The organism is Pseudomonas sp. OTU750018 (assembly GCF_011636575.1).
Lineage (GTDB): Bacteria > Pseudomonadota > Gammaproteobacteria > Pseudomonadales > Pseudomonadaceae > Aquipseudomonas > Aquipseudomonas peli.
Map to the genome: position 1 here is coordinate 273038 of NZ_JAAPAU010000004.1, position 12622 is coordinate 285659.

At 61.1% G+C, this 12622-nt stretch carries 13 protein-coding genes; 9 read left to right on the plus strand and 4 right to left on the minus strand.

Annotation, left to right across the window (positions count from 1 at the left end; all coding sequences use genetic code 11):
• The first annotated feature begins 112 nt into the window (after window positions 1-112).
• The 9 genes from HCI85_RS19965 to HCI85_RS20005 all read left to right on the plus strand — a co-directional run bounded on the left by HCI85_RS19965 (window position 113) and on the right by HCI85_RS20005 (window position 7977).
• Entirely contained in the window at window positions 113-2143 is a 2031-nt protein-coding gene (locus tag HCI85_RS19965; protein WP_167147513.1) for a TonB-dependent receptor, read from the plus strand.
• Between the two features lie 30 nt (window positions 2144-2173).
• Window positions 2174-2656 carry a copper chaperone PCu(A)C gene (locus tag HCI85_RS19970; RefSeq protein WP_167147516.1) on the plus strand — a complete coding sequence of 161 codons (483 nt, stop codon included), beginning with the start codon at window positions 2174-2176 and terminating at the stop codon, window positions 2654-2656.
• Window positions 2656-3039 carry a DUF2946 domain-containing protein gene (locus HCI85_RS19975; RefSeq protein ID WP_167147519.1) on the plus strand — a complete coding sequence of 128 codons (384 nt, stop codon included), beginning with the start codon at window positions 2656-2658 and terminating at the stop codon, window positions 3037-3039. The genes HCI85_RS19970 and HCI85_RS19975 overlap by 1 nt, the downstream gene beginning before the upstream one ends.
• An 89-nt stretch (window positions 3040-3128) precedes the next feature.
• Window positions 3129-3677, plus strand: a complete 549-nt coding sequence (locus tag HCI85_RS19980) for a putative natural product biosynthesis protein (protein ID WP_167147522.1) — start codon at window positions 3129-3131, stop codon at window positions 3675-3677.
• A 319-nt stretch (window positions 3678-3996) separates the two neighbouring features.
• Window positions 3997-4287 carry a c-type cytochrome gene (locus HCI85_RS19985; protein ID WP_167147526.1) on the plus strand — a complete coding sequence of 97 codons (291 nt, stop codon included), beginning with the start codon at window positions 3997-3999 and terminating at the stop codon, window positions 4285-4287.
• Between the two features lie 202 nt (window positions 4288-4489).
• Window positions 4490-4870, plus strand: coding sequence for a DUF2946 domain-containing protein (locus tag HCI85_RS19990; RefSeq protein WP_167147529.1), 381 nt, complete (start codon window positions 4490-4492; stop codon window positions 4868-4870).
• Between the two features lie 76 nt (window positions 4871-4946).
• A complete protein-coding gene (locus HCI85_RS19995) occupies window positions 4947-7040 on the plus strand; it encodes a TonB-dependent copper receptor (protein WP_167147534.1) in 2094 nt (697 codons plus the stop codon).
• A 137-nt stretch (window positions 7041-7177) separates the two neighbouring features.
• Window positions 7178-7444 (plus strand): PepSY domain-containing protein, encoded by a 267-nt coding sequence (locus HCI85_RS20000; protein ID WP_090255403.1) that lies wholly within the window; start codon window positions 7178-7180, stop codon window positions 7442-7444.
• Entirely contained in the window at window positions 7444-7977 is a 534-nt protein-coding gene (locus tag HCI85_RS20005) for a cytochrome b/b6 domain-containing protein (RefSeq protein ID WP_167147538.1), read from the plus strand. Before HCI85_RS20000 ends, HCI85_RS20005 begins: the two co-directional genes overlap by 1 nt.
• A 77-nt stretch (window positions 7978-8054) precedes the next feature.
• Here HCI85_RS20005 and HCI85_RS20010 read toward each other — a convergent pair whose 3' ends face one another.
• The 4 genes from HCI85_RS20010 to HCI85_RS20025 form a co-directional block, all read right to left on the minus strand.
• On the minus strand, window positions 8055-9002 hold the full coding sequence (locus HCI85_RS20010) for an adenosine deaminase (RefSeq protein ID WP_167147542.1): 948 nt from the start codon (window positions 9000-9002) through the stop codon (window positions 8055-8057).
• Between the two features lie 140 nt (window positions 9003-9142).
• Window positions 9143-10111, minus strand: a complete 969-nt coding sequence (locus HCI85_RS20015; RefSeq protein WP_167147546.1) for a 2-oxoglutarate and iron-dependent oxygenase domain-containing protein — start codon at window positions 10109-10111, stop codon at window positions 9143-9145.
• 305 nt (window positions 10112-10416) lie between these two features.
• The gene (locus HCI85_RS20020) at window positions 10417-11499 is read right to left on the minus strand and encodes a BMP family ABC transporter substrate-binding protein (RefSeq protein WP_090255395.1); all 1083 of its coding nucleotides are present in this window, start codon (window positions 11497-11499) and stop codon (window positions 10417-10419) included.
• A gap of 193 nt (window positions 11500-11692) precedes the next feature.
• On the minus strand, window positions 11693-12619 hold the full coding sequence (locus tag HCI85_RS20025; protein WP_090255394.1) for an ABC transporter permease: 927 nt from the start codon (window positions 12617-12619) through the stop codon (window positions 11693-11695).
• Window positions 12620-12622 lie beyond the last annotated feature (3 nt).

Genomic DNA, 12622 nt, shown 5'->3' on the forward strand with positions numbered 1-12622 from the left:
CGTCTTGGCTGCCACAACAACCTTGCCCTGGCAAAACCGGGCTGAGGCATAACGACCTTATCGATACAGGGCATTGGCCAGTGCCGTGCCTTTTACTCAGGAATGAACGCACATGCAGTTTCAGCTAAAACCACTCAGCCTGTTGTTGGCCACGAGCGCGATTGCGCTGAGTGTTCAAACCTTACCCGTGCTTGCCGACAGCACCCTGGCGCTGGGCAGCGTCACGGTGACGGGCGAGGAGAAGGGCCCGCTGTCCAGCTACAACATTCTCAGCTCGGTGGATTATGTCGGCCGTGACGTGCTGGAAAAACAGCCGGTGCAATACAGCTGGGAGCTGTTCAACCGTGTGCCAGGGGTCATGCTGACTCAGTTCAATCAGGGCACCACCTCCGGCAAGCTGTCGTTTCGCGGCTTCAATGGCGAGGGTGAAGTCAACGCGGTCAAGCTGCTGATTGATGGCATCCCAAGCAACACCAACGACGGCAATATGCCGTTTATCGACATGGTCTACCCGCTGGATATCGAAGATATCGAAGTGGTGCGCGGCACCAACGACCCGCGCTACGGCCTGCACAACATTGCCGGCAATGCCAGCATCAACACCTTGCAAGGCGGCAACGAGGGCAAATTGCGCCTGCGCAGCGGCAGTTTCGACACGCAAGAACTGCAGTTGGTGAAGGGCATCGAAAGTGGTAATTGGTCGCAGAACTACTTCGTCGCTTACCAGAAGAGCGGCGGTTACCGCGATCATGCCGATGCCGAGCGGCAGAGCTTCGCCGGCAAATGGTTCTATACCGCTGACGCCGGTTGGCGCGCTGGTCTGATCGCACGACATTACGAAGCCGATGCCCTGGAAGCCGGTTACCTGACCAAAGCCGATGCCCATGATGACCCGCGTCAGTCGTACCTGAACAACGCGACGGACAAGGGCGAGCGCAGCATGGATTCGCTCAGCCTGCATCTGGATACCGAGCTGGCCGACGACCTCGCCTGGTCGAGCAAGGCCTACTACAACCGGTTTGAAGACCGTCGTTGGACCAAGTACTGGATCACCTCCGCGCAGCAGGAACGCTTCAACGACGAGGACCAGTACGGCGCCCTCAGCAGCCTGACCTGGCGTCCTGATGTACCGGGGCTGCATGACTTCGCTCTGGAAGGTGGCGCCGATATCCAGCGTCAGGAGGTGATCAGTGAGCGTTATCGGACGGTCAGCCGTGTGCGCACCGCGCAAACTCGCGACCAGGTGTTCGATCTGACCACCACGGGCGTCTACGTGCAGGCGGTGATCGAACCCTGGGAAACCCTCAAGCTCATTCCGGCCTACCGGGTGGATCGCGTCGAGGGCGACTATCAGGATCAGCTGACTGGCGAGCATGCCAGCGTTAATGACTTTGGCACCATCAATCAGCCCAAATTCAGCCTGGTCTATTCCCCCTGGCAGACGGCCAGCTTTTACGCCAACTGGGGACGTACCTTCCAGATCGGTGTCGGTTCGGGTGCCTACAAACTGGCCAGCTTGCAGGATGACCTGAAACCGTCGATCAACGAAGGCTGGGAAACCGGCATCAAGTTCAACCCGGTGACCTGGCTCGATGGCCGCGTGGCGTATTGGGAACAGCACGCCACCGATGAAGTACAGCGCCGGCTCAATGCACCGTCCGGGGATACCGAGAACGTCGGTGAAACCCTGCGCCGCGGTTATGACGTGCAGCTCAATCTGTACCCCAACGACCTGGCGCGCGTGTGGTTCTCCTATTCACGGCAGTTCTCGGAAATCCTCACGCCGGGCCCACGCTTGCCGGCCAGCAAGGGCAAGGAAATGGACCACGTACCGCATCACCTGTATGCCTTGGGCGGGGATTATCAGGCCAGTGAAAAGCTCAAGTTCAGCGCCTGGGTCAACGGCCAGAGCGACTACTACCTGGAGCGCACCAACAGCACCGGTCAATATGGCGGCTACACCCTGCTCAACCTCGGTGCGGAGTACCGCCTGAGCGAGAGTGTTAGCGTGGACATGCAACTGAAAAACGTCACCAACCGCTACTACGAGTACGTCTGGTATGACCCCGATGGCGCGCTGGATTCCCTGCATGCCCCCGGCGATGGCCGTGCGTTGTATGCTGGTTTGACCCTGGATTTCTGACGTTCGTTTTCCTACAAGGAGGCAATACCCATGATGCTGAAGAAAACTCTGCTTGGTCTTTCCCTGTTGCTACCGGCACTGCTGGTCCAGGCCCACGAATACACCGCTGGCGAGCTGCATATCGAACACCCCTGGTCGCGGGAAATGCCGGCCGTAGCACCCACCGCTGCAGCCTACTTCGTGGTGCACAACAAGGGCAGCGAAGCCGACCGCCTGCTCAGTGCCAGCACCCCGGTGGCGGGCAAAGCCGAGCTGCACGAGCATATTCACGCCGATGGCCTGATGAAGATGCAGCAGGTACAGAACGTGGCGATTCCTGCCGGTGGTGAAGTGAAGTTCGAACCGATGGGCTACCACGTCATGCTGTTCAACCTGAAGCAGCAGGCCAAGGACGGCGAGCGCTTCCCGCTGACCCTGACCTTCGAGAAGGCCGGCACCGTTGAGGTGGAGATCGCCGTGCACAAGGATGCGCCTGAGGGCAGTGCGCACGGTGAAGGTCAGCACCAGCACTGATGATAAGCGCGTTGCGAGGGCATCGGCTGGGGGCCGCGCTCGGCGTGCTGGCGCTCGCCCTGATTGTCCTCGCACCGCTCTTTTCCCAGTCTCGCGCGGAGTCGCAAGATTGGTCGTGGTTAACCGAACTGGCCTGCCATGAAGGCCTGGCGCAAGCAGCATCGCCAGCCATGCCGGATGATTTGCCGCAGAAGTTCAAGCTGGATGCATGCGGTTATTGCTCGTTACTGATCAACAGCCCAGCCCTGGGTAGCCTGGATTGGGGCTATTTCAATATCGCTGTGCTGCGCCTGGGTCCACAGTCGTTGCGTTGGCTGTGGCCTGCGTTGGCGATGCGTTTCCCCGCAGCACAATCACGCGCCCCGCCTGTTGCACTCGATTGAGATGATCGAGTGGAGCCTCAGTGAGCTCCATCACTGCGTGTTACTGGCCCTGCGCGGCCAGTAACCCTGTATGGCAAGGAGCGTGAATCATGCATTCATCCAAAAGTCGGGCGTTGCCTGTGCACAGGCGTATCGCCAACGAACGGATCTTCCCGGATTACCCGAGCAACGCGCGCTCGTTCATCGCGCTGGATGCCAAGTTGCTGCCGTACTGGCACCTGCTGTATGACCTGTGCCCTTCACTGCTCAAGCTTGATCCGCCGGAAGGGCTAAACCTGTTCCGGCGTTTTATGGTCTGGGCCTACCGCCGCCAACCCGCGCAGGACTGGACTTTTCATATCAGCGTTTGCCGCTGGCTGTTGCTGTCTGAGTATGCCCCCCACGTCACCGCTGAACAGGTGGAGAGTCTGCTTTCAGCTGCTGCAGCGCGCTGGGTCAACAGTGATGCCAGTTCGGCGCAGGGCATCCTGTTGGCCTGTTCTGTTCAGCCGATGACACTGGTGGATTGGAAGGTCGGTGGGGCTGCACAGGGCGGTGATATTCAGGTGCTGCCGCCGGCACGGTTCGACTTTGCCTGGTCTCCGTTAAGTCGCAGCGGCGTTGCGGGTTTTCGCCGTTGGTTGCGGATTCCTGAATAAGCGCTGCGACAGCCTGACGCAGGTTGGCCCAGGTGCCAGCCCCCTGAGTGATGGCGAACGGCTGTGGCGGGTTGTCGCAGTTGAGGCGGTGTCAGGCTGCCCATAGGATGGGCCGACTTCGGGTAGGAATTTGCCTTGTCTGGGCATCCACGGTTAAGCCCGAAGGTCTCTTTATCGGCCAAGGCTCGGTAACCGGCTCTCCCTCAGGGGAGAGCCCTCTTTTCCACCCCCATTCGCAAGATGCCTACAGCCTGGTTGAGGGTGATCGGCTTTATCTGCCAGATACCTATAACAACACATAAACCGATGAGGTCTTAATATGAAGGAAGTTGTTGTGCTGACGTTTGCCCTGCTGTCGATGGGCTCGGTACAGGCTGCGCAGGATCCGGAGGCGGTGTTCAACCGCTCCTGCGGCATGTGCCATAACGGTCAGTTGCCAACCGCGCCGAAGAAAGGCGATGCCGCTGCCTGGCAGCCGCGCCTGGCTCAGGGCACGGATACCTTGGTCAAGCACGTGACCGAGGGCTTCAATGCCATGCCGGCGCGTGGTTTGTGCATGGATTGTACGGCTGAGGACTACAAGGCCGTGATTGACTGGATGTCCAAGTAAGGTCAGGTAACCCGCTGCTGGTCCTGTGGCAGCCGCTGTTTGTCACAGGACGCTATGCTGCTTGCTTGTGTGGGCAAGCCTATCTCGCTGGTCTGCGCCGCTTATGCTGGGACCTGCTCAGGATCCATGCACCATTGATTTGCATCAGCTGTTCTACGCCGACCCTCGGTCATACTCGGCGCAGGATTCTTGAGTTGTCGTGATGCCCCGCAATCGCTCCTTCACCGCCGATTACCGCGCAAGCTGGCTGGCCCTGTTGGCCATGCTGTTGCTCAGTGTCGGGCCGTTGCTGTCGCAGCTCACTGCACCGGCTGCACCGGCTGCACCGGCCTGGCTGACGGAATTGGCCTGCGGGGAGCATGTCGGTAGCCATGACAACCCGCTGGATCACGACGCGTTGTGGGCCAAGTGCGGCTATTGCACCCTGTTGCTCAACAGCCCTGCCACCGGTTGTGTCAGTCCAACGCTAGCCCTGACGGCCGTTGCGCCTGCGGATCGGCATAGTGCGCCGGTACGCAGCGGCGTTGCCCGCTCAGCTATTTTCCCCGGTTCGCGCAGCCGCGCACCGCCTGCCTATTCCTGATCGCCATTGCCCTGTTGCTGGTGCCGCATAAGCGGTGCTGGCCATTCCCTGGTTTTGTCTCGATTCTGGAATACTCATGTCTACTCGTTCGCTTTTGATCAGCGCTGCACCTTTCCGTCTGGCGCCGCTATGTATCGGCCTGCTATTGGCCACTCAGGCGCATGCCGCGCAAACCACCGAACACGACCCGGAACACCACGCGCTGCAATTGCCGCCAACGGTGGTCACCGCCGTGCAGCAAAGCTCGCCATTGACTGTGGTGGCCGACCCCAAGGACCCGCGCCAGCCGGTGCCGGCCAGTGACGCCGCCGATTACCTGAAGACCATTCCCGGTTTCTCCGCGATTCGCAGCGGCGGCAGCAACAGTGATCCCGTGCTGCGCGGCATGTTCGGTTCGCGCTTATTGCTGCTCACCGACGGCGGGCAGATGCTCGGTGCCTGCCCAGGACGGATGGATGCACCCAGCTCATACATTTCGCCGGAAACCTTTGACCTGCTGACCGTGACCAAGGGCCCGCAAACGGTGATTTGGGGCCCAGGTGCCTCGGCCGGTGTGGTGCGTTTCGACCGTGAGCCGGAGCGTTTCGGTGAGCTGGGTGCGCGGCTGCATGCCAGCGTGCTGGCGGGCTCCAACGGCCGTTTCGACCAGACCCTTGATGGCGCTTTGGGCGGCGAGCAGGGCTACCTGCGGGTGACTGGCAACCGCTCGCATTCGGACGATTACGACAACGGTAACGGCGACACCATCCCCTCGCGCTGGGATAAATGGAACGGCGACGTGGCCCTGGGCTGGACGCCGGATGACGATACGCTGATCGAACTCACCGCCGGCAAAGGTGATGGCGAAGCGCGCTATGGCGGCCGCAGCATGGACGGCACCCAGTTCAAGCGCGAAAGCCTTGGCCTGCGCGTGGAACGCAGCAACCTTGGTGGCGTGCTGGATAAGGTCGAGGCCAAGGTCTACTACAACTACGCCGACCACATCATGGACAACTTCCGCCTGCGCATGCCCGACCCGACCAGCATGATGAGTGGCCCGATGGCCGCCCAGGTTGACCGCCGCACCCTGGGTGCACGCCTGGCCGCCACCTGGGCGTGGGAGGATGTCGAGCTGATCACCGGCGTCGATGCCCAGCGCAGTGAGCACCGCCAGCGCAGCTCCACCCTGAGCATGATGGGTAACTACACCGACGCCGATCGTTTCCCCTGGGACAAGGACGCGCTGATGCACAACTACGGTGTGTTCGCCGAGTCCACCTGGCGCCTGGCCGAGCGTGATCGACTGGTCTCCGGCGCGCGCCTGGACCGTGCTTCGGCCAAGGACTATCGGCAGAGTTTTCGCAGCATGATGGGTATGCCGCGGCCCAACCCAACGGCGGGTGAGACGCGCGCTGATACCTTGCCGAGTGGCTTTGTGCGCTACGAGCACGACCTGTCCGGCTCGCCGACCACCGTCTATGCCGGTATCGGTCACGTGCAGCGCTTCCCCGATTATTGGGAGCTGTTCTCCGCCGGCCTCAATGGCCCGGCTGGTGCGGACAACGCCTTCGACGGCATCAAGCCGGAGAAGACCACCCAGCTGGATGTCGGTATTCAGTACAAGGGCGACGCCCTGCAGGCCTGGGCCTCGGCCTATGTCGGTCAGGTGCGTGACTACATCCTGTTTGACTACCGCGGCATGAGCACCCAGGCCGACAACATCGATGCGCGCATCATGGGCGGCGAGCTGGGTGTGGCCTATGACCTGACGACCAACTGGAAGACCGATGCCACTCTGGCTTATGCCTGGGGCAAAAACAGCTCCGATGGCGAAGCGCTGCCGCAGATGCCGCCGCTGGAAGCGCGCCTGGGGCTGACCTATCAGCGTGACGACTGGAGCGTTGGCGCCCTGTGGCGGGTGGTTGATGGCCAGGGCCGCATTGCGGACGGGCGCGGTAACGTGGTGGGGCAGGACTTCAGCGACAGCGCCGGCTTCGGCGTGCTCTCGCTCAACGGTGCTTACCGTGTGACCAAGCAGGTCAAACTCAGCGCCGGCGTGGATAACCTGCTCGACAAGCAATACGCCGAGCACCTGAATCTGGGCGGTGATTCCGGTTTCGGCTTCCCGGCTGATACCCGGATCGACGAGCCAGGCCGGACGTTGTGGGCCAAGGTCGATTACGACTTCTGATCCTGATAGATCTGGCGTGTTGGCAAAGGGCTCATCATTTGATGGGCCCTTTGCGTTTCCTAATACAGCCTTAAGCTTGCCGCGCGACAGTAGTCCCCGCAGACACACACCTTCCCCTGCATCACGAGGACTTCACCATGCGCAAACTGCTTCTGCTGTCTCTGGTTCTGGCCAGCCCGCTGACCTTCGCCGCCACCCAATGCACCACCGCCGATAAGGCGCAGTGGCAGGACCAGGACAAATTCCAGGCCGACCTCAAAGCCCAGGGCTACGAGATCAAGAAGTTCAAAGTGACCGGTGGCAACTGCTACGAAATCTACGGCTTCAACAAAGAAGGCCAGAAGGTCGAAATCTACTTCGATCCGGTCAGCGGCAAGGTCATCAAAGGCGGCGTTGAAGACTGATGAACAACGCCACCACACGCCTCTGGGACCCGCTGGTCAGGTTGTTCCATTGGTCTCTGGCGAGCGCTTTCCTGGCCAATTACTTCTTCACCGAAGAGGGCGAGAACTGGCACCGCTGGTTCGGTTACTACGCCGTGGCCTGGCTGGCGATCCGCCTAGTGTGGGGTTTTATCGGCTCACCGGCTGCGCGCTGGGCGGACTTTTGGCCGACCCGGGCGCGCCTGGCCGAACACCTGCGGGCATTGCTCAGCGGGCGTGATTACCACCGCATGGGGCATTCCCCGCTGGGCGGCTTGGTGATGATCGGCATGATGCTGTTGATGCTCGGCCTGGGTGTGACCGGCTTTCTGATGGAGGAGGTCGATTACTTCTGGGGCGCTGATTTACCGCTGGAACTCCATGAATTCTGCGCCGATGGGCTGATGGCCCTGGTGGGCCTGCACATCGCGGCGGCGCTGTTTGAAAGCTACCGCCTGAAGGAAAACCTGCCGCTGTCGATGGTCACCGGCAAGCGGCGCAAGCTCGATCACTGAGTGTTTATCTGTCGCGGCTAAAGCCCCTCCACAGTTCATACGCTCTGTGGGAGGGGCTTTAGCCGCGATGCTTTTGCCTAAACCAATCTTGCATCCAGGCTGTTCTGCGCCAGGCGTTGTGCCTGCTCCTGGGTCATGCCCAGGCTGTCGTGCAGGGCGGCGAAGTTTTCCGTGACGTAGCCGCCGAAGTAGGCCGGGTCGTCGGAGTTCACCGTCACCTTCACGCCGCGTTCGAGCATCTGCAGGATGTTGTGCTGGCGCATATCGTCGAACACGCAAAGCTTGGTGTTCGATAGCGGACAGACGGTCAGCGGGATCTGCTCGTCGATAATCCGCTGCATCAGCCGCTCGTCTTCGATGGCGCGTACGCCGTGGTCGATACGCTCGATCTTCAGCAGGTCCAGCGCTTCCCAGATGTATTCGGGCGGGCCTTCCTCGCCGGCGTGGGCGACGGTCAGATAGCCCTCACTGCGCGCTTTGTCGAACACCCGCTGGAACTTGCTCGGCGGGTGGCCCATCTCCGAGCTGTCCAAACCGACGGCGATAAACGCATCGCGGAACGGTCTGGCCTGTTCCAGGGTTTTGAACGCTTCTTCTTCGGGCAGATGTCGCAGAAAACTCAGGATCAAACCGTGGCTGATGCCCAGCTGCTTTTCGCCATCGACCAGCGCCTGCTTGATGCCGCGCAGCACCACTTCAAAGGGAATGCCCCGGTCGGTGTGGGTCTGTGGGTCGAAGAATGGCTCGGTGTGGATGACGTTCTGCGCCTTGCACTTTTGCAGGTAGGCCCAGGTCAGGTCGTAGAAATCCTGCTCAGTGCGCAGCACGTCGGCCCCGGCGTAATACAGGTCGAGAAACTCCTGCAGGTTGTTGAACGCGTAGGCGCTGCGCAGCGCTTCAACGTCGTTCCAGGGCAGGGCAATCTTGTTGCGCTCGGCCAGGGCAAACAGCAACTCGGGCTCCAGCGAGCCCTCAATGTGCAGGTGCAGTTCGGCCTTAGGCAGGGCATTGAGCCAGTCGTACATGGTCAGATCTCGTTATCAGGCGTGGTCGCGACAAAGTTTAACCGTAAGGACAGGATTTCGCCGAATCAGCCGGGCGCTAAATCGCCTTGACCGCGCAACGCGCTCGTGGCCAAGGCCGTTCCTCCGGGGCGCGGGCGGTGTTATGCGCCCGTCTGTTCTTCACGCCTGTAAGCGTAGGTGTCAGCAAAGCGCGAGAGTAGGTATTCGGCGCTGGTTACTGACGGATACTTGGGTAGGTTGCCGGCGTCCGAGCAGTTCGGTAGGCAGCTGATTTCGGTATCCGGGTGCGGTTCGGCGAAGAACGGCATGGAGTAGCGATCCACTCCCAGCGGGCTGATGACCCGGTGCGGGGTGGAGGTGTAACGGTCGTTGCTCCAGCGCGCCAGCATGTCGCCGATGTTCACCACAAAGCTGCCGGTAAGCGGCGGCGCGTCGATCCACTGGCCATCGCGGTGGCGCACCTGCAGGCCGCCGGCGTCGTCTTGGTAGAGCAGGGTGATGCAACCGTAATCGGTGTGTTCACCCGCGCCTTGCTGTTCGGCACTACTGGCGGTGTGGCGCGGCGGGTAGTGGATCATCCGTAGCACGCTGATCGGCTCATGAAAACGCGTGTCGAAAAAGTCGCGGTCGATATCCAGGGCAATCGTCATGGCGCGCAGCAGGGTTTGCGCCAGCGCCTGCATATCGGCGTAGTGCTGTTCCATCAGTGTTTCCCAACCGGGCAGGTCGGGATGCCGATTGGCCCCGCGCAGCGGTTTGCCGGCCAGCACCTCGGGGTGATTGAGGTCAATATGGAAACCCATATCGAAGGTTTCCTTGAGATCGCTCGGTTTGCTCGGGTCGAGCTGCTCGGTGGCAATCGCGCCGTAGCCACGGTGATGGGCGGTCTGGGTGATGTCTATCTTGAGCTTTTCTGCAGCCGGCAGGGCGAAGAAGGTCCTGGCGGCGCTCAGCAATTCGGCGATACGCGCCGGGCTGATCGGGTGGCCGGTGATGTAGAAGAAACCCCACTCGCGGCAGGCGCGGTCAATCTGCTCAGCCACGGCGGGCCAGGCGGATGGATCGGCTGAGTAAAGCGCGGCGATATCGATAATCGGTAGGGTGCTCATAGAGGCTCCGGGTGGGGCGGTGCTGCGAGTCTTCTCGTACTAAGGAGCCTGTCGAACTCAACACTGTTCTGCTGCGGAAAATCCGGATTTGGCCACTTTTGTGGCTTTCCCTCGTTAAATAGCGCGCTATTCGTGGGGCGGCCATCCGCCTCGGTAAAGCCGCAAAACTGCCTCAAACCGGCCTTTCCTCGCGACGAACGGTTGAGCCCGACAGGCTCCAAGCAGCGAAAAAGGGCGCCTCTATTTATAGGGCGCCCTGTGATGCGGTTCTGCCAGTGAGGCAGGGACGGCATCTGGGTTATGACTTACTTCGGCAGTTCAGCCTTTACGTTTTCCACGTAGTAGTTCATCGAGGCCAGTTCGGCGTTGGTCGCGGCGACGCCGGCCGGGATTTTTTCTACGCCGCTCTGGTCCTTGATCGGGCCGGTGAACGGGTGGAAGGCGCCGCTCTTGATGTCGGCGATGATCTGCTCGGCTTCGGTTTTCACATCCGCCGGCACCAGGTCGCTGATCGGCAGGCGAATGGTGTCTTCAGCCAGGCCGCCCCAGAAATCCTGTGGTGCCCACTTGCCGTCGATCACAGCTTGGGTGGATTTGACGTAGTGCGGGCCCCAGTCGTTGACGATCGAGGTCAGTACGGCCTTCGGCCCGAAGTGCGCCATGTCCGAGGCGTAGCCCACGGAATAGACGCCGCGACGTTCGGCGGTCTGGATCGGCGCAGGGCTGTCGGTGTGCTGGAACACCACGTCGACACCCTGGTCGATCAGCGCGTTGGCCGCATCGGATTCCTTGCCCGGATCGAACCAGGAGTTGACCCACACCACCTTGATCTCGGTGCCGGGGTTGTACTTGTCCAAAGCCAGCTGGATGGCGTTGATATCGCGGATGACTTCCGGGATCGGGAAGGAGGCGACATAGCCGACTTTCTTGGTCTTGGTCATCTTCGCCGCGAGGAAGCCGCCGACATAACGGCCCTCATAAGAGCGCGACAGGTAGGTGCCGAGGTTCTTGTCCTGCTTGTAGCCGGTGGCGTGCTCGAAGGTCAGCTTGGGGAACTGCTTGGCGACTTTCAGCGTCGGGTTCATGTAGCCGAAGGAGGTGGTGAAGATCAGGTCATAACCACCCTTGGCCATGTTGCGAATCACCCGCTCGGCGTCCGCACCTTCAGGGACGTTTTCCACGTAGCTGGTTTCAACCTTGTCGCCGAGCTGTTTGATCACCGCCTGACGGCCTTGCTCATGCTGGTAAGTCCAGCCGTGGTCGCCAATCGGACCAATGTAGACAAAGCCGACCTTCAACGGATCGGCGGCAGATGCGCCCAATGTGGCGCTAAAGCCAAGGGCGGCAACGAGGGTGCGCAGCAGCGGTTTTTTGCTCTTCTCGAACATGGTTGGCGGAACTCCGATGTGTGTGGGTACGTTTTTGTTAAACAGCTGCCAGTTGGATTGCAAAAAGCTGACCAACTGGACAATTAGCGCTGCGCGCCGCGTAAAAACGCAGAACCCCGCCGAAGCGGGGTTCTATGGACGTGCTGTGCTGGTGCGTCAGGTGCGGCTTGTGCTGCCTGCTGGTGCGTGGGGGTCAGTGCCCCGGCTGCCAGGGCTTGCCCAGTGATACCGGGGCAAACAGGCGTGTCTTGATCGCGTCGCGCGACAGCAGAACCAGCACCAGGATGGTCGCCACATAGGGCAGCATCGCCAGCAGGTTGGAAGGAATCGACAAGCCGATGCCCTGGGCCACCAGATGGATGATGCTGGCCAGGCCGAACAGGTAGGCGCCGAGCAGCACGCGGAATACCCGCCAGCTGGCAAATACCACCAGCGCCAGGGCGATCCAGCCGCGCCCAGCGGTCATGTTTTCCGCCCACATCGGCGTATAGGCCAGCGACAGATAACCGCCCGCCAACCCGGCCATGGCGCCACCAAACAGCACTGCCAGGGTGCGCACGCGCAGCACCGGCAGGCCCATGGCGCTGGCCGCGTCGGGGTTTTCACCGACCGCCTGGATGATCAAACCGATGCGGCTTTTCAGCAGCACCCAAGCGACTAAACCGAACAGGGCGAAGGACAGGTAAACCAGAATGTCCTGGGCAAACAGCATGCGCCCGATCAGTGGAATCTCGCTAAGCAGCGGAATGGCAATGGGCTCAAAACCGGCCAGCGGTTTTCCGACCCAGGCCGCGCCGACAAAGGTCGACAGGCCGACGCCGAAGATGGTCAGCGCCAGCCCGGTGGCCACCTGATTGGCGTTAAAGCCCAGGGCCACGGCGGCGAACAGCATCGATAGCAGCATGCCGGCGCTCATCGCCAGCAGCACGCCGAGCCACAGGTTGCCGGTACTCAGGGCGACGATAAAACCGATCACCGCGCCGAACAGCATCATGCCTTCCTGGCCGAGGTTGAGCACACCGCTCTTCTCACAGATCAGTTCACCCAGCGCCACCAGCAGCAACGGCGTACCGGTGCGCACCATGGCGTAGAAAATATTGCTTAACAGGTCGAGGTCCATCGG

What these genes read in the sequence shown, in the direction of transcription:
- HCI85_RS20005 (WP_167147538.1), top strand. Translation starts at nt 7,444, where the DNA reads ATGAACAACGCCACCACACGCCTCTGGGACCCGCTGGTCAGGTTGTTC.
- HCI85_RS20010 (WP_167147542.1), bottom strand. Translation starts at nt 9,002, where the DNA reads ATGTACGACTGGCTCAATGCCCTGCCTAAGGCCGAACTGCACCTGCAC.
- HCI85_RS20025 (WP_090255394.1), bottom strand. Translation starts at nt 12,619, where the DNA reads ATGGACCTCGACCTGTTAAGCAATATTTTCTACGCCATGGTGCGCACC.
- HCI85_RS19965 (WP_167147513.1), top strand. Translation starts at nt 113, where the DNA reads ATGCAGTTTCAGCTAAAACCACTCAGCCTGTTGTTGGCCACGAGCGCG.
- HCI85_RS19985 (WP_167147526.1), top strand. Translation starts at nt 3,997, where the DNA reads ATGAAGGAAGTTGTTGTGCTGACGTTTGCCCTGCTGTCGATGGGCTCG.
- HCI85_RS20000 (WP_090255403.1), top strand. Translation starts at nt 7,178, where the DNA reads ATGCGCAAACTGCTTCTGCTGTCTCTGGTTCTGGCCAGCCCGCTGACC.
- HCI85_RS20015 (WP_167147546.1), bottom strand. Translation starts at nt 10,111, where the DNA reads ATGAGCACCCTACCGATTATCGATATCGCCGCGCTTTACTCAGCCGAT.
- HCI85_RS19990 (WP_167147529.1), top strand. Translation starts at nt 4,490, where the DNA reads ATGCCCCGCAATCGCTCCTTCACCGCCGATTACCGCGCAAGCTGGCTG.
- HCI85_RS19995 (WP_167147534.1), top strand. Translation starts at nt 4,947, where the DNA reads ATGTCTACTCGTTCGCTTTTGATCAGCGCTGCACCTTTCCGTCTGGCG.
- HCI85_RS19970 (WP_167147516.1), top strand. Translation starts at nt 2,174, where the DNA reads ATGATGCTGAAGAAAACTCTGCTTGGTCTTTCCCTGTTGCTACCGGCA.
- HCI85_RS19980 (WP_167147522.1), top strand. Translation starts at nt 3,129, where the DNA reads ATGCATTCATCCAAAAGTCGGGCGTTGCCTGTGCACAGGCGTATCGCC.
- HCI85_RS20020 (WP_090255395.1), bottom strand. Translation starts at nt 11,499, where the DNA reads ATGTTCGAGAAGAGCAAAAAACCGCTGCTGCGCACCCTCGTTGCCGCC.
- HCI85_RS19975 (WP_167147519.1), top strand. Translation starts at nt 2,656, where the DNA reads ATGATAAGCGCGTTGCGAGGGCATCGGCTGGGGGCCGCGCTCGGCGTG.